The sequence below is a fragment of the Anaeromyxobacter diazotrophicus genome, assembly GCF_013340205.1.
In the GTDB taxonomy this organism is placed as follows: Bacteria; Myxococcota; Myxococcia; order Myxococcales; family Anaeromyxobacteraceae; genus Anaeromyxobacter_A; species Anaeromyxobacter_A diazotrophicus.
The window spans coordinates 1-15,371 of record NZ_BJTG01000009.1 but is presented as its reverse complement, the minus strand read 5'-3'; the positions used below and the strand labels follow the sequence as shown (position 1 = coordinate 15,371).

The following is a 15,371-nucleotide window of genomic DNA, read 5'->3' as shown; positions in this document are numbered from 1 at the left end:
CGTGACGCGGCTCTCCATCCTCGCCCTCGCGCTGTGGCTCTCGCTCGGCGCCTCGGCGCTGGCCGACGAAGCGCCCGTCGTCCGCGACGTGACCGTCGAAGGCAACCGGCGCGTCGAGTCGGACGCGGTCAAGAACGCGCTCTCCACCCAGCCCGGCCAGCCGCTCGATCCCAAGAAGATCGACGCCGACGTCCGGGCGGTCATGAAGCTCGGCTTCTTCGCCGACGTCGCCATCGAGCGGCGCGGCGACCCGGAGAAGCCGACCGTCGTGGTGCGGGTCACCGAGCGGCCGGCGGTGAAGGACACCCGCATCACCGGCAACGAGGAGCTCTCCAGCGACGACCTCAAGGAGGCGAACGAGGTGAAGCCGTTCGCCATCCTCGACCTCAACGTCGTCAAGAAGAGCGCCAAGAAGATCCAGGAGAAGTACGTCGAGAAGGGCTTCTACCTGGCGGAGGTCGCCTACAAGCTCGAGGATCAGCCCGACAACCAGGTCTCGGTCGTGTTCCAGGTGAACGAGCACGCCAAGGTCCAGGTGAAGGAGCTCCAGATCCTCGGCAACGCGCACGTCTCGAAGGACGAGCTCACCGAGGTCATGCAGACGAAGGAGGGCGGCTTCCTCTCCTTCATCAGCAGCGCCGGCACCTACCGCGAGGAGGCGTTCCAGCGCGACCTGCAGGCGATCCAGTTCGTCTACGGGGACAAGGGCTACCTGTACGCGAAGATCGGCAAGCCCTCGGTGTCCCTCAGCCCCGACAAGCGCTTCCTCTACATCACGCTGCGCATCGAGGAGGGGGAGCAGTACCGGGTCGGGCAGATCGACTTCTCGGGCGAGCTGCTCCACGAGAAGCCGGAGCTGTTCCAGCGCATCCAGGTGCAGCCCGGCGAGATCTTCGCCCGCTCCAAGGTGGCGAAGGACCTGTTCGCGGTGGCCGACCTCTACAAGGACGAGGGCTACGCCTACGCCAACGTGAACCCGGAGACGAAGGTCGACCCGGCCACCCGCATCGTCGACCTCACCTACGACGTCCAGCCGGGCAAGAAGACCTACTTCGAGCGGATCGAGATCTCCGGCAACGCCAAGACGCGCGACAAGGTGATCCGGCGCGAGCTGCGCGTGTACGAGGGCGAGCTCTACAACCAGAGCCTGCTCACCGCGTCCAAGAACCGCGTCACCGCGCTCGGCTACTTCGAGACGGTCAACATCACGACCGAGAAGGGCAGCGCCGACGACAAGCTGGTCGCCAAGGTGACGGTCAAGGAGCGCTCCACCGGGACGTTCCAGATCGGCGCCGGGTTCTCCTCGTACGAGAACCTCATCCTCACCGGCCAGATCACCCAGAACAACTTCTTCGGGTGGGGGCAGACGCTCTCCCTGCAGGTGCAGTACTCGTCGATCCGCCAGCTCGGCCAGATCCAGTTCGTCGAGCCGTACTTCCTCGACACCAAGTGGACCTTCGCCTTCGACCTGTACGCGACCGAGGGGTACTACTCGACCTTCGCGCGCAAGGCGATCGGCGGCTCGCTCACCTGGGGCTACGAGCTGAACGGGCTGGCGCAGTGGTGGAAGTGGGCGGAGCAGCTGGAGGACATGCGCCTCTTCGCGACCTACACGAACGAGTTCGTGACGGTCACCCCGACCACCACCGACATGCTGCTGTTCAACCGGTTCCGCTCCGGGACGACCAGCGCGCTCCGCCTCTCGCTGCAGTGGGACAAGCGCGACAACCGGCTCTTCCCGACCCGGGGCTTCTTCCACGCCTTGTCGGCCGAGGCCGCGCCGCCGGCGCTGGCGCCGAGCTACCTCTTCGGCCAGCAGGTGAACCTGTTCACCCGCTACACGCTCGACTCGCGCTACTACCACCCGCTGTTCTGGGGCGTCGTCGCGCGCGGCAAGCTCTCGGCCGGCTACATCCAGCCCTGGGACGACGCGCACCCCGTCCCCATCTCCGAGTTCTACTACCTGGGCGGCATCAACTCGGTGCGCGGCTACCGGCTGCTCTCCATCTCGCCCAGCACCCGGGCCGGCTCGCAGCCCCGCCCGGACGCCGAGCTGTTCGACTTCGCCGGCGGCGGCAACAAGCAGGTCACCATCAACCTCGAGCTCGAGTTCCCCATCTTCGAGAAGGTGGGCATCCGGGGCGTCGTGTTCTACGACATGGGGAACGCCTACAAGCCGGGCCAGTTCCTGTCCGACCCCGATCACCCCGGGCTGGCGCTCTCGATGTTCAAGTCGGTCGGGTTCGGGTTCCGCTGGTTCAGCCCCATCGGGCCGCTGCGGTTCGAGTGGGGCATCCCGCTCAACCCGCGCAAGGACCCGGTCACGGGGATCGCGATCGACTCGCCGCTCGACTTCCAGTTCACCATCGGCAACTTCTTCTAGCCACAAGCCGCGAGGAACCACGCCATGCGCAACGCCGCCCTCTCCCTCGTCGCCGTGCTCGCGCTCGGCGCCCTGCCCGCCCGCGCCCGCGCGGAGGGCCGCATCGCCTTCGTCGACCTCCAGCGCGCCCTCAACAGCGTGGACGAGGGCAAGATCGCGAAGGACAGCCTGAAGCGCGAGTTCGACCAGAAGCAGAAGCTGCTCGACGAGAAGAAGGTCGAGTTCGACCGGCTGCGGCAGGACTTCGAGAAGCAGGCCTCGGTGATGAGCGACGAGGCCCGCAAGCAGAAGCAGGGCGAGCTCGAGCGCAAGGGCATGGAGCTGCAGAGCTTCTTCGTGCAGCTGCAGAAGGAGCTCTCCGAGCGCGAGCGCGAGGCGACCCGCGGCATCTTCGACAAGATGCACGCGCTGGTGCGCGAGATCGCCGAGCAGGAGGGCGTCGCGGCGGTGGTGGGCTCGGAGGCGCTGGTCTACGCCGACCCCTCGCTCGACCTCACCAACGAGCTCGTGCGCAAGTACAACGCCCGCCACAAGCCCGGCGCGGCGCCCGCCAAGAACGGCGGGGAGAAGAAGGCCGAGAAGAAGCCGGCCGCCAAGAAGGACGGGAAGTGACCTTCACCCTCCGCGAGCTGGCGGAGCGGGTGGGCGGCGCCGTCGAGGGCGACGGCGCGCTGGTGGTCGCCCGGCTCATGCCGCTCGAGGAGGCCGGTCCGTCCGACCTCTCCTTCTTCGCGAACAAGAAGTACCGCCACGCCTTCGAGGCGTCGCGGGCCGGCGCGGTGCTGGTGGAGCCGGACGAGGCGGTCCCCTCCGGCCGCACGGTGCTGCGGGTGAAGAACGCCTACCTGGCCTTCGCCAAGGTGGCGACGCTCTTCCACCCGCCGGCGCAGGCGGTGCCGTTCGCGGCCGAGCAGGCCTTCATCCACCCCTCGGCCCATGTCGACCCGAGCGCCGAGCTCATGCCGTTCGCCTTCGTCGGCGCCGACGCGGTGGTCGGGCCCCGCTGCATCCTCTACCCCGGGGCGTACGTGGGGGAGGGGGCGCGGCTGGGCGCCGACTGCGTGCTGTGGCCGAACGCGGTGGTGCGCGACCGCTGCCGGCTGGGCGAGCGGGTGGTGCTCGAGCCCGGCTGCGTGGTGGGCTCGGACGGCTTCGGCTTCGCGTTCGACCCCGAGGGCGAGGCGGGCTCGGGCCCGCGCCACTACAAGGTGCCGCAGACCGGCACGGTGGTGGTGGAGGACGACGTGGAGCTCGGGGCCAACACCTGCGTCGACCGGGGCACGCTGGGCGTGACCCGCATCGGCCGCGGGGTGAAGATCGACAACCTGGTCCAGGTGGCGCACAACGTCGAGATCGGGCCGCTCTCCATCCTGGTCTCCCAGGTCGGCATCTCCGGCTCCTCGAAGCTCGGGGCCGGGGTGGTCGCGGCCGGGCAGGTGGGGGTGGTCGGGCACGTCGAGATCGGCGCCGGCGCGAAGCTGCTGGCGCAGTCGGGCGTGACGAACGACGTCCCCGCCGGCGAGATGGTGCTCGGCAGCCCGGCCCGCTCCCGCGGCCTGGCGCTGCGCATCGAGGCGACGCTCTCGCGCCTCCCCGAGCTGGCGAAGCGCGTGCGGGAGCTGGAGAAGAAGCTCGCTGAGCTGGAGGCCGTCCCCCGATGAGCGTCGTCCTGAACGTGCAGCAGATCGAGAAGCTGCTCCCCCACCGCTACCCCTTCCTGCTCGTCGACCGCATCGTCGAGCTGGAGCCGAACAAGCGCGTGGTGGGCGTGAAGTGCGTGACCGCCAACGAGCCCTTCTTCGTGGGCCACTTCCCCGGCCACCCGGTCATGCCGGGCGTGCTCATCCTGGAGGCGCTGGCGCAGGCCTCCGCGCTCATGACGCTCACCACGATGCCGGAGGAGCAGCGGGCCGGGAAGGTCATCTACTTCATGGCCATCGACGGCGCGCGCTTCCGCAAGCCGGTGGTGCCGGGCGACCGGCTCGAGCTGCACTGCGAGATGCTGAAGAACAAGGGCACCATCATCAAGGTGCGCGGCGAGGCCAAGGTGGACGGGCAGGTGGTCGCCGAGGGCGAGTTCATGGCCATGCTGGCGGACGCCGGCACCTGACCGGCGCGCGAGCCGCCATGGCCATCCACCCCACCGCGATCGTCGCCGCCGGCGCCCGCCTCGATCCGAGCTGCGAGATCGGCCCGTACGCCGTCATCGGCCCGGAGGTGAAGCTCGGGCCGGGGACGACCGTCGGGGCGCACGCGGTCATCGAGGGCGACACCGAGCTCGGCGCGGGCAACCGCGTCTTCCCGCACGCGGTGCTGGGCCAGATCCCGCAGGACCTCAAGTACCGCGGCGAGCGGACCCGGATCGTCATCGGCGACCGCAACCAGTTCCGCGAGTTCGTCACCGTGCACGTCGGGACGACCGGCGGCGGCGGCGTGACGCGCATCGGGAGCGACTGCCTGTTCATGGCGAGCAGCCACGTCGCCCACGACTGCACCGTGGGCGACCGCTGCATCCTCGCCAACTCGGTGCCGCTGGCGGGCCACGTGACGCTCGAGGATCACGTCATCCTGGGCGGCCTCTCCGGGGTCCACCAGTTCACGCGCATCGGCCGCTTCGCCTTCTCGGCCGCGGGCTCGGTGATCGTCCAGGACGTCGCGCCCTACTGCATGGTCCAGGGCGATCGGGCCTGCGTCAGCGGCGTCAACACGACCGGCCTGCAGCGCAGCGGCTTCTCCGAGGAGCAGCTCGGCCGGGTGAAGGACGCCTACCGGCTCGTCTTCCGCCAGAAGCTCGGGCTGCGCGAGGCTTGCCAGCAGCTCCGCGCCGAGCACGGGGGCCACCCCGAGATCGACCACCTCCTCGCGTTCCTGGACGGGGTGGGCGAGCGGGGGCTGGTCCGGTAGAGTCTCGTCCCGTGTCGACCATCGGTCTCCTCGCCGGCGGCGGCCGCTTCCCGCTCCTCCTCGCCGAGAGCGCCCGGCGCGCGGGGCACCGGGTGGTCGCCACCGGCTTCGTGCGCCAGACCTCGCCCGAGCTGGAGCAGGCGGTCGACGCGCTCACCTGGGTCAAGCTGGGCGAGTTCGGCAAGATCGCCGCCGCCCTGAAGCAGGGCGGCGCGACCGAGGTGGTGATGCTCGGCGGCGTGGCCAAGGTGCGCTTCTTCCGCGACGCCTGGCTGGACGCGGCGGGCCTCAAGATCCTGGCGCAGGTGGCGGTGCGCTCCGACGACAACCTGCTCCGCGCCATCGCGCGCTGGTTCGAGGAGCAGGGCCTGCCGGTGGTCGACCCGGCCCCGCTCCTGGCCGACCGGGTGGCCCCGGAGGGCGTCCTCGGGAAGCGCGCCCCCTCGGAGGACGAGTGGCGCGACGCGCGCTACGGGCTCGAGCTGGCGCGCGGCATCGGCCGGCTCGACCTGGGCCAGACGGTGGTGGTGAAGGACGGCGTGGCCCTGGCGGTGGAGGCGCTGGAGGGCACCGACGCCTGCGTGCGCCGCGGCGGCGGGCTGGCGGAGGGGGCGGTGGTGGCGAAGGCGGTGAAGCCCCAGCAGGACCGCCGCTTCGACCTGCCCGCGGTCGGCCCGGACACGGTCGAGGTCATGCGCGAGGTGAAGGCGCGCGTGCTGGCGGTCGAGGCGGGCGCGACGCTCGTCATGGACCGCGAGGAGATGGTCCGCCGGGCCGACCGGGCGGGCATCGCCCTCGTCGGCGTGAGGTGAGCGTGGTGGCCTGGGCGCGCGACGTCGCCGGGGGCGCCGAGCTGGACCTGCTGGTCCAGCCGCGCGCCTCGCGCACCCGCGCCGTCGGCGAGCACGACGGCCGGCTCAAGCTCCAGCTCGCCGCGCCGCCGGTGGACGGCGAGGCGAACGCGGCCCTGGTGGAGTTCCTCGCCGGCGCGCTCCGGGTGAGGAAGGCGGACGTGACCCTCGTCCGCGGCGACACCGGCCGGCGCAAGACGGTGCGCGTCGCGGGCGTGACGGCCGCCGCCGCGGCCGCCGCGCTGGCGGGCTGAGCGCTCAGTCCGCCGCCGGCGCGCCCGCCGGGAGCCCGGCCCCGCCGCCGAACGCGATCGAAGCCTGCAGGTAGACGCCGGTGGCGTGCTCCGTGGAGAAGCCGGTGTCGATCGAGGCGCCCTCGACGCCCAGCCCCAGGCCGAAGACCGTCCCCGGTCCGCCGGCGTAGCGGGCCTGGGCGCCGAGCCTGAGCCGGGCGATCCGGAGCGCCTGCTCGCTGCGCGCGCCCGAGGGGTCCACCGCGCGATACCGGAAGTAGTCCCCGGTCACCCCCGTCCCGAGGCCGAGCGTGAGCCGGTCGCTCGCCCTCCAGCCGACCCGCGCCGTCACCGGCAGCAGCAGGTCCAGCCGCCACCGGGGAGCCCAGCGCCAGTCGAGCCCGAGGAGCGGGAGCGGCAGGCCCCGCCCCAGGTCGTAGGTGTACGCCGCGCCGTACCGCAGCGTGAGGGTGTCGCTCGCCCGGGCCGTCCCGAGCGCCACGACCTGCGGGTGGAGCTGGGGATCCCCGAGCAGCGCGGCCTGCTCGGCGGTGAACGCGCCGACCTGGAGCCAGTAGAGGTTCCGGCTCGACGACAGGTGGAAGGCGGCGAGCGACGCGCCGAGGCGCACGAACCGGGCGGCGCCGTCCACGACCGCCAGGTCGGTCGCGAACACCCGGGCCTCCGCCTGGCCGACCAGGCCCCACGCCCGCACCCCCTCGGCGTCGAGCGTCACCCGCCGCAGGAGCGTCGCGCTCCCGCGCGCCGAGAGGGAGCCCTCCCGCCACGACGCGCCCCCGCCGCCCTCGCGCAGGCCCTCGCCTTCGGTCGAGAGCGACACGACGCCGCGCGAGAACGGCGGCTCCTGCTCGTCCCGCGCCGCCGCCTCATCGCGACCGCCCGCGGTCGCCTGGGCCGGGCAGAGGAGGGCGGCCGCGGCGAGCGCCAGGAGCGCCGCCGCGCTCCCGACGCGGGGGTGGCGGGCGGGCGCGGGGCGGCGGGCCTGGCTGGCCGGGGACGCGGGACCTGACATGAAGCTCCGTGCGAGGGCGGCTCGCTGCTCCAACCCGAGAGCCGGGGAGGAGTTGCGTCGGGCTCACCGCGGCGGAGGGCCGCGCCGGTCCCCGGCGCGGCGCGGCTCAGGGCAGCCGCGTCGCCGTGAAGAACGCCACGAGCTGCGCCTGGCAGCTGTAGCCCGCGAGCCCGCTGAAGTTCTGGAACAGGAGGTACGCGGCGTTCGGGCCGGCGTGGACCGGCAGCACGCGGCTGGCGGCGAAGGGGACCTGCGCCAGGGTCGCGCCCTGCGGGAACCGGACGAACGACGCGCCGGCGAGCGCCCCGTCGTGCGCGGCGTCGGCGCGATCCGCGACGTACACGGCGTAGTGCGTGGCGCCGCCGTCGGGGGGCACGTTGCAGTAGCCGGTGCCGGAGACGTACGCGAAGCCGTCCGACGGGGCGCGGAAGCGGAGGGTGAGGAGCGAGGTCACCTCGCCGGCGCCGGCGCCGGGCATGACCCACTCCGCCGTGGCGGCGTCCTTGAACGCGGCGCTCGGGCCGGGGGCGCCGGCGGGGCCGCGCGGGCCCTCGGGGCCCTGCGGACCGGCGGGCCCCTGCGCGCCGGGCGCGCCGGCGGGGCCCGCCTCGCCGCGGGGGCCCTCCGGCCCCGGCGGACCGGCGGGCGCGAGGAAGGCGTAGCCGGTGGCGAGGGTGCCGGCGGAGGCGAGGGCGGCCAGGAGCTGCGGCAGGGTCGGGCGGAACGCCAAGGCGCACCTCGGGGTGAGCGGGGCGGCGCGAGTGTAGCATGCGCTCGCCGGGCCGCCTCCTCCGCGGCCGCCTGCGGCGACAGCGCGCGTGTGCGCTTCGCCTCCCTGTCGGGTAAGATGCGCGACCCCCATGGCACCTCTCCAGCATCGATTCCTGAAGGCGTGCCGGCGCGAGCCGGTCGATCGCATCCCCGTGTGGCTCATGCGCCAGGCCGGCCGGTACCAGGCCAGCTACCGCGCGGTCCGCGCCAAGGTGAGCTTCCTCGAGCTCTGCCGCTCGCCGGAGCTCATCGCGCAGGTCACGGCGGCGCCCATCGACGAGCACGGGCTCGACGCCGCCATCCTCTTCTCCGACATCCTCATCGCGCTGCCGGCCATGGGGCTCGACCTCTCGTTCGAGAAGGGCGAGAAGGGGAAGGGCGACGGCGGCCCCAAGATCGCGAACCCGGTGAAGACGCGCGCCGACGTGGACGCGCTCCGGGTGCCGGAGCCCGAGAAGGACCTGCGCTACGTGCTCGACGGCGTCCGCGCCATCCGCCGCGTGCTCGCCGACCGCGTCCCGCTCATCGGCTTCGTGGGCGGGCCCTTCACGGTCGCGAGCTACGCGGTCGAGGGCGGCAGCCAGGGCTTCACCCGCCTCAAGACCATGCTCTACGCCGACCCGAGGAGCGCGCACGCGCTCTTCGAGAAGCTGACCCAGGCCGCCATCGTGCAGCTCGAGGCGCAGGTCGCGGCGGGCGCCCAGGCGGTGCAGATCTTCGAGAGCTGGCTCGGCGAGCTGGGGCGCGAGGACCTGGAGGAGTTCAGCTTCCCCTACCTGGCGCGCATCGCGGCGGCGCTCCGCAAGACCGGCGTCCCCACCATCTTCTTCGCGACCGGGATGTCCACGCACCTGGCCCAGCTCGGGAAGCTCGGCTACGACGTCGTCTCGGTCGACTGGCGCATCCCGCTCGAGGAGGCGCGGCGGCAGCTCCCGCCGGAGGTCGCCCTGCAGGGCAACCTCGACTCGACGCTCCTGCTCGGGCCGAAGGAGACGCTCGTGGCGCGCGCCCGCCGGCTGCTCGAGGCGGTCGGGCACCAGCCCGGTTACATCTTCAACCTCGGCCACGGCATCCAGCCCCCGACGCCGCCGGAGAACGTCCAGGCGCTCGTCGAGGCGGTCCACGCCTTCCGGCCGTAGGAGCGCGCGCGTGATCCAGATCCCGTCGTTCCAGCTCATCAAGAAGTACGACCGGCCGGGGCCGCGCTACACGAGCTACCCGACGGCGCCCGAGTGGTCGGACGCCTTCAAGGCCGAGCGCTACGCGCAGCACCTCGCCCGGGCCGACGCCGACGTGGGGCCGCTCTCGGTCTACGTCCACCTGCCGTTCTGCCGCGAGATGTGCCGCTTCTGCGGCTGCAACGTGGTGGCCACGCACGACCGGAGCCGCGCCGACTCCTACCTCGACCTGCTCGAGCAGGAGGTGGCGCTGGTCGCGGCCCGGCTGCCCCACCGCCGGGCGGTGTCGCAGCTGCACTGGGGCGGCGGCACGCCCACCTTCCTCGACTCGAAGCAGCTCACCCGCTGCCACGGCATCCTGGCGCGCCACTTCGAGTTCACCGCCGACGCCGAGAAGGCGATCGAGATCGACCCGGCCATCACCGCCAAGGAGCAGCTCGACACGCTGGCCGGGCTCGGCTTCAACCGCGTCTCCATGGGCGTGCAGGACTTCGACGGCCGGGTGCAGGAGGTGGTCGGCCGCATCCAGGGCGAGAAGGAGACGAACGACCTCGTCGAGCACGCGCGCAAGCTCGGCTTCCGGGGCGTGAACCTCGACCTCATCTACGGGCTGCCCTACCAGACGCCCGCCACCTGGACGCACACCCTCGAGCGCATCCTCGCCATCCACCCCGACCGGATGGCGGTGTTCGGGTTCGCCTACGTGCCGTGGTCGAAGCCGCACCAGCGGCTGCTCCCGCAGGAGGCGCTGCCCAAGACCGAGCAGCGCGTCGAGCTCTTCCTGGCGGCGGTGGAGGCGTTCACGAAGGGCGGCTACCGGCTCATCGGCCTCGACCACTTCGCGCTCGAGTCGGACGAGCTGGCCAAGGCGCAGCGCGAGGGGTACCTCACCCGCAACTTCCAGGGCTACACCGTCCGTCCGGCCTCGGACACCATCGCCTTCGGGATGAGCTCCATCTCCGACCTGGGCGGCGCCTACGCGCAGAACGCGCACCGCCTGAAGGACTGGGGCGATCAGGTCGCCGCCGGCCAGCTCCCGATCGAGCGCGGCGCCAGCGTCACCGACGACGACGTCATGCGGCGCTTCGTCATCAACCGGGTGATGTGCCTGCTCCGGCTCGACCTCGGCGAGGTGGCGCAGAGGTTCGGGCCGCAGGGGCGGGCCGCCGTCGAGGCCTCCCTCCAGAAGGGCGTCGAGGAGCTGGTGCAGGACGGCCTCGTCACCTTCGACGGCGAGGTGCTGCGCGTGCTGCCGCTCGGGCAGCTCCTGGTCCGCAACGTGGCGATGCTGTTCGACGCCTACCTCGACCAGGAGGGCGGGAAGAAGAAGCAGTTCTCGCGCACGGTGTAGCCGATGAAGACGGCCGTCTTCCTCATGAACCTGGGGGGCCCGCGCAGCCTGGCGGAGGTGGAGCCGTATCTCTACGAGCTCTTCCTCGACGTGCTCCCCCGGGGCCTCGGGCCGCTGCGCCGGCCGCTGGCCTGGCTCATCGCGAACCGCCGCGCCCCGTCCTCGGCGGAGAAGTACCAGCTCATCGGCGGCCGCTCGCCGCTGGTGGAGCGGACCGAGGAGCAGGCGCGAGCGCTCGCGGCCGCGCTGGGCCCGGACTACTCCTGCCACCTCGCCATGCGCTGCGGCCACCCCGCCACGGGCGAGGCCGTCCGCGAGGCGCTGGCGGCCGGGGCGGAGCGCGCGCTGGCGCTGCCGCTCTACCCGCAGTGGGCGAACGCCACCACCCGGAGCTCGCTGGCCGAGCTGCGCCGCGTGTGGCCCGGGGAGAAGCCGCTGGTCGAGGTCTGCACCTGGCACGACCACCCGGGCTGGCTCGAGGCGTGCGCCGGCACCGTCCGGGACGCGCTGGCGGAGCTGCCCGAGGGCGCGCGCGCCGAGGCGCTGGTGATCTTCAGCGCCCACGGCCTCCCCCTCAGCGAGGTCGAGAAGGGCGACCCCTACCCGCAGTACGTGGAGGCCTCGGCGCGCGGCGTGGCCGAGCGCTGCGGGCTCCCGGCGGACCGCTGGCAGGTCACCTACCAGAGCCGCATCGGCCCGACGAAGTGGCTGGGGCCGGACACGGTCGAGTTCCTCCGGCGCGGCGCGCGGGGGCGGGCGGTGGTGACCGTGCCGGTCGCGTTCGTCTCCGAGCACCTCGAGACGCTCTACGACCTCGACATCCTGGCCCGGGAGGCGGCGGCCGAGGGCGGCGCGGTCGCGTACGCCCGGGCCAAGGCGGTCGGGACGCGGCCGGAGTTCGTGGCCGCGCTGGCGGAGATCGCGAGGGCGGCGCTGGCGGCTCCCCAGCGCGCCGCCTAGAGGCCCTGAGCCATGGCGCAGCGGCCCGGCGAGACCGGCGATCTCTTCGCGCAGGTCCGCCCGCGCCCGATGGGCGTCGGCGAGCTGACCCGGCTGCTCCGGGCCCAGGTCGAGCCCCGCTTCAAGGACGTGTGGGTGGCGGGCGAGATCTCGAACCTGCGCCGCCAGTCGAGCGGCCACGTCTACTTCGCGCTCAAGGACGACGAGGCGTCGATCGGCGCGGTGCTGTGGGCCTCGCAGGCGCGGCGCGTCCCGTTCGCGCTCGAGGACGGGCTCCAGATACTGGCGCGGGGCTTCATCGAGATCTACCCGCCGCACGGCAAGTACCAGCTCGTCCTGCAGGAGCTCGAGCCGCGCGGCGCGGGCGCCCAGGCGCTGCTCCTGAAGCAGATCAAGGAGCGGCTGCAGCAGGACGGCCTCCTCGACCCCGCCCGCAAGCGCCGGCTGCCGTTCCTGCCGCGGCGGGTGGGGGTGGCGACCAGCCCTACCGGCGCCGCCCTGCGCGACTTCCTGCGGGTGCTGCACGGGCGGTACCCCACCTTGCCGGTGCTGGTGGCGCCGTGCCGGGTGCAGGGCGAGGGCGCGGCGGCGCAGGTCGCCTCGGCGGTGCGCGGGCTCTGCCGCGCCGGCTGCGACGTGGTGGTGGTGACCCGCGGCGGCGGCTCGCAGGACGACCTGGCGGCCTTCAACGACGAGCGCCTGGCGCGCGCCCTCGCGGCGTGCCCGGTGCCGGTGGTGAGCGCGGTCGGCCACGAGGTGGACTTCACGGTGGCCGATCTCGTCGCCGACGTGCGCGCCGCCACTCCCACCCACGCCGCGCAGCTCGTTGCGCCGGTCAAGGCCGAGCTGGAGGAGCGCGTCGCCGCCCTGCGCGCCCGCCTCCAGCGCTGCGTCGGCGAGGCGGTCGGGGCGCGCCGGCGCGAGCTGCGCGCGCTGCGGGCGGAGCTGGCCGACCCGAAGCACGTCCTCTCGCAGCAGCGGCACCGGCTCGACGACCTGCAGCACCGCGCCGAGACCGCCGCCCGGGCGCGCGCGCGCGCCTTCGCGGTCCAGGTGAGCGAGCTGCGCGGGCGGCTGGGGCGCGCCGAGCCGCGGGCGCGGGTGCGTGCGCTCCTGCGCCGGGCGGAGGACGCGGCGCGGCGGCTCGGCCGCTGGCAGGCCAGCACCTTCCCGCGCGAGCGGCTGCGGGTGGAGCGCCTGCAGGCGCGGCTCGAGCCCGCCAACGTCGCGAAGCTGCTCGAGCGCGGCTTCGCGCTCGCCCTCGCCGGCGACGGGACGCTGGTGCGCTCGAGCGCCGGCGTCGCGCCGGGCGACGCGCTGCGTCTCGCGCTCGCCCGGGGGTGGCTGGACGTCCGCGTGGAGGAGCGCGACCGCGGGGCCGACCCGCTCCCGGCGCGCGGGGGGCCTCGTCCCGGGGAGGGCCCGGGTGGCGGTTGATCGGTCCGGCCGAGGTTGTTAGGTAGAGCGGGTGGCAGACCGCACGACCCCCGCCGGCGATCGCGCCGCCCCCGCCGAGCCCCCCGCTTCCTCCGAGGCCTACGACGCGGTCGTGTCGCGCCTCGAGCGCGTGGTGGGCGATCTCGAGGCGGGCGGCCTCAGCCTGGAGGCCTCCATCGAGAAGTTCGCCGAGGGCGTGAAGCTGGCGCACGAGGCGACCCGCAAGCTCGACGAGGCGGAGCGGCGCATCGAGATGCTGGTCCGGAACGCGGACGGCTCTCAGGACGAGGTCCCGTTCGATCCCGACGCCAGCAAGGGCCCGTGAATGAACGACGACGATCGGCCCCGCAAGCCCAAGGTCATCATCGTCGACGACGACCGCGACACCCGCGAGATGCTCACGCTCGCCCTGGAGCTCGAGGGCTTCGACGTCGGCCAGGCGGCGAACGGGCTCCGGCTCATCTCCGCCATGCACGTGGACCGGCCCGACGTGATCCTGCTCGACGTGATGATGAGCTGGATCGACGGCTTCGAGCTGTGCCGGGCCATCAAGAAGAACGAGACCTTCCACGACATCCCGGTCATCTTCGTGTCCGCCCGCAAGAGCGTCGAGGACGAGCGCGCCGGGATCGAGGCCGGGGCCATCGACTACTTCTCGAAGCCGCTCGACATGGACCGGCTGGTCGGGCGCATCCGGGAGATCCTCGCCGGGCGCGGGGCGGTCCAGCTGACCGCCCCGGCGTAGGCGGGGGGGCGCGCACCGGCCCCCCCGCCGGGCCGGCGAGCGCACGTCCCCGCCGAGGCGTGAGCGCGCCGCCCCCGCCGTGCTAAAACCCGGGACCCGCCGTCACCTCGGCCAGGTGCGAGGCGCCGCCGCTGGCCGGCCGCGCGCGGGAGCCGCGGAGAGGGACCATGCCCAGACTGCTCGACCGGATCGACTCGCCCCTCGACCTCAAGCGGCTCAAGCCCGAGGACCTGCCCAAGGTCTGCCAGGAGATCCGCGACGAGATCGTCGCGACCTGCGCCAAGAACGGCGGCCACCTCGGCTCGTCGCTCGGCGCGGTGGAGCTGGTGGTGGCGCTGCACTACGTCTACAGCTCGCCGCTCGACCGGCTCGTCTTCGACGTGGGGCACCAGGCCTACGCCCACAAGCTGCTCACCGGGCGGCGCGACCAGTTCCGGACCATCCGCACCGAGGGCGGGCTGGCCGGGTTCCCCGAGCGGCACGAGTCGGAGCACGACGCGTTCGGCGTCGGCCACGCCTCGACCGCCATCTCCGCCGCGCTCGGGATGATCGAGGGCCGGCGGCTGCACAACGAGGCGGGGAAGGTGGTGGCGCTCGTCGGCGACGGCGCGCTCACCGGCGGGATCGCCTTCGAGGGCCTGAACCAGGCCGGCTACCTCGCGCGCGACCTGCTCGTGGTCCTGAACGACAACGAGATGTCGATCTCGCCCAACGTGGGCGCGCTCTCCGAGTGGTTCACGAAGAAGTTCGCCTCCCGCACCTTCAACCACTGGCGCCGCACGGTGAAGGAGATCCTGCGCCAGGTCCCGAAGGGCCCCGACGCCATCAAGGTCATCCGGCACGCCATCAACGCCACCAAGGCGCTCGTGTCGCCCGGCATCCTGTTCGAGGGGATGGGCTTCCAGTACGTGGGGCCGGTGGACGGGCACGACGTGGTGGGGCTGGTCGAGACCTTCAAGAAGGTCCAGAGCTGCGAGGGGCCGGTGCTGGTGCACGCCATCACCACCAAGGGCAAGGGGTACCAGCCGGCCGAGAAGGACCTCGCCACCCGCGGCCACGGGCTCTCCTTCTTCGACGTCGCGACCGGGAAGTCCACGGCCAAGAAGGCGGCGGTGAAGAGCTACACCGACCTCTTCGCCGAGGCGCTGTGCGAGCAGATGGAGCGCGACGGGCGGGTGGTGGCCATCACCGCCGCCATGCTGGAGGGGACCGGGCTCATCAAGGCGAAGCAGCGCTTCCCGGACCGGACCTACGACGTCGGGATCGCCGAGCAGCACGCGGTGACCTTCGCGGCCGGGCTGGCGTGCGAGGGGCTCAAGCCGGTGGTGGCCCTCTACTCGACCTTCCTGCAGCGCGCCTACGACCAGATCATCCACGACGTGGCGCTGCAGAAGCTGCCGGTGACGTTCGCGCTCGACCGCGGGGGGCTGGTGGGGGCCGACGGCAAGACGCACCAGGGCGCCTTCGACCTCGCCTACCTGCGCTGCGTGCCGAACCTGGTGGTGATGGCGCCCTCGGACGAGAA

General features: G+C 73.0%; 16 protein-coding genes. 14 read left to right on the top strand and 2 right to left on the bottom strand.

Annotated elements, in window-relative coordinates; translation table 11 throughout:
* The first annotated feature begins 1 nt into the window (after position 1).
* Genes bamA through HWY08_RS17430 form a run of 7 tightly spaced genes read left to right on the top strand, consistent with a single transcriptional unit; the run spans position 2 to position 6,392 of the window.
* The gene (gene bamA / locus HWY08_RS17460; RefSeq protein WP_176067597.1) at positions 2-2,383 is read left to right on the top strand and encodes an outer membrane protein assembly factor BamA; all 2,382 of its coding nucleotides are present in this window, start codon (positions 2-4) and stop codon (positions 2,381-2,383) included.
* Between the two features lie 24 nt (positions 2,384-2,407).
* On the top strand, positions 2,408-2,995 hold the full coding sequence (locus HWY08_RS17455) for an OmpH/Skp family outer membrane protein (protein WP_176067595.1): 588 nt from the start codon (positions 2,408-2,410) through the stop codon (positions 2,993-2,995).
* Positions 2,992-4,044, top strand: a complete 1,053-nt coding sequence (gene lpxD, locus HWY08_RS17450; protein WP_176067593.1) for a UDP-3-O-(3-hydroxymyristoyl)glucosamine N-acyltransferase — start codon at positions 2,992-2,994, stop codon at positions 4,042-4,044. The genes HWY08_RS17455 and lpxD overlap by 4 nt, the downstream gene beginning before the upstream one ends.
* 8 nt (positions 4,045-4,052) lie before the next feature.
* Positions 4,053-4,493, top strand: coding sequence for a 3-hydroxyacyl-ACP dehydratase FabZ (gene fabZ / locus HWY08_RS17445; protein ID WP_176068045.1), 441 nt, complete (start codon positions 4,053-4,055; stop codon positions 4,491-4,493).
* Positions 4,494-4,510: 17 nt separating this feature from the next.
* Entirely contained in the window at positions 4,511-5,287 is a 777-nt protein-coding gene (gene lpxA, locus HWY08_RS17440) for an acyl-ACP--UDP-N-acetylglucosamine O-acyltransferase (RefSeq protein ID WP_176067590.1), read from the top strand.
* Between the two features lie 11 nt (positions 5,288-5,298).
* Positions 5,299-6,099: an LpxI family protein gene (locus tag HWY08_RS17435; RefSeq protein WP_176067588.1), complete on the top strand. Its 801-nt coding sequence runs from the start codon at positions 5,299-5,301 to the stop codon at positions 6,097-6,099.
* Positions 6,100-6,104: 5 nt separating this feature from the next.
* Entirely contained in the window at positions 6,105-6,392 is a 288-nt protein-coding gene (locus HWY08_RS17430) for a DUF167 domain-containing protein (RefSeq protein WP_176067586.1), read from the top strand.
* Between the two features lie 4 nt (positions 6,393-6,396).
* Here the strand turns inward: HWY08_RS17430 and HWY08_RS17425 are convergent, their stop codons facing one another.
* Positions 6,397-7,404 (bottom strand): hypothetical protein, encoded by a 1,008-nt coding sequence (locus HWY08_RS17425; protein WP_176067584.1) that lies wholly within the window; start codon positions 7,402-7,404, stop codon positions 6,397-6,399.
* Positions 7,405-7,510: 106 nt separating this feature from the next.
* A complete protein-coding gene (locus tag HWY08_RS17420) occupies positions 7,511-8,134 on the bottom strand; it encodes a collagen-like protein (RefSeq protein WP_176067582.1) in 624 nt (207 codons plus the stop codon).
* Positions 8,135-8,264: 130 nt separating this feature from the next.
* Between HWY08_RS17420 and hemE the strand changes: the two genes are divergently transcribed.
* From hemE to dxs, 7 genes are all read left to right on the top strand, one after another.
* A complete protein-coding gene (hemE, locus tag HWY08_RS17415) occupies positions 8,265-9,314 on the top strand; it encodes a uroporphyrinogen decarboxylase (protein ID WP_176067580.1) in 1,050 nt (349 codons plus the stop codon).
* Positions 9,315-9,324: 10 nt separating this feature from the next.
* The gene (gene hemN, locus HWY08_RS17410) at positions 9,325-10,704 is read left to right on the top strand and encodes an oxygen-independent coproporphyrinogen III oxidase (RefSeq protein WP_176067578.1); all 1,380 of its coding nucleotides are present in this window, start codon (positions 9,325-9,327) and stop codon (positions 10,702-10,704) included.
* A 3-nt stretch (positions 10,705-10,707) separates the two neighbouring features.
* Positions 10,708-11,664, top strand: a complete 957-nt coding sequence (hemH, locus tag HWY08_RS17405) for a ferrochelatase (RefSeq protein WP_176067576.1) — start codon at positions 10,708-10,710, stop codon at positions 11,662-11,664.
* A 12-nt stretch (positions 11,665-11,676) separates the two neighbouring features.
* Positions 11,677-13,101, top strand: coding sequence for an exodeoxyribonuclease VII large subunit (gene xseA / locus HWY08_RS17400; RefSeq protein ID WP_176067575.1), 1,425 nt, complete (start codon positions 11,677-11,679; stop codon positions 13,099-13,101).
* Between the two features lie 31 nt (positions 13,102-13,132).
* Positions 13,133-13,426: an exodeoxyribonuclease VII small subunit gene (gene xseB / locus HWY08_RS17395; RefSeq protein WP_176067574.1), complete on the top strand. Its 294-nt coding sequence runs from the start codon at positions 13,133-13,135 to the stop codon at positions 13,424-13,426.
* The gene (locus HWY08_RS17390; protein ID WP_176067573.1) at positions 13,427-13,846 is read left to right on the top strand and encodes a response regulator; all 420 of its coding nucleotides are present in this window, start codon (positions 13,427-13,429) and stop codon (positions 13,844-13,846) included.
* Positions 13,847-14,013: 167 nt separating this feature from the next.
* Positions 14,014-15,371: 1-deoxy-D-xylulose-5-phosphate synthase (gene dxs / locus HWY08_RS17385; protein ID WP_176067572.1), on the top strand; the 1,358-nt coding region annotated here is incomplete at its 3' end.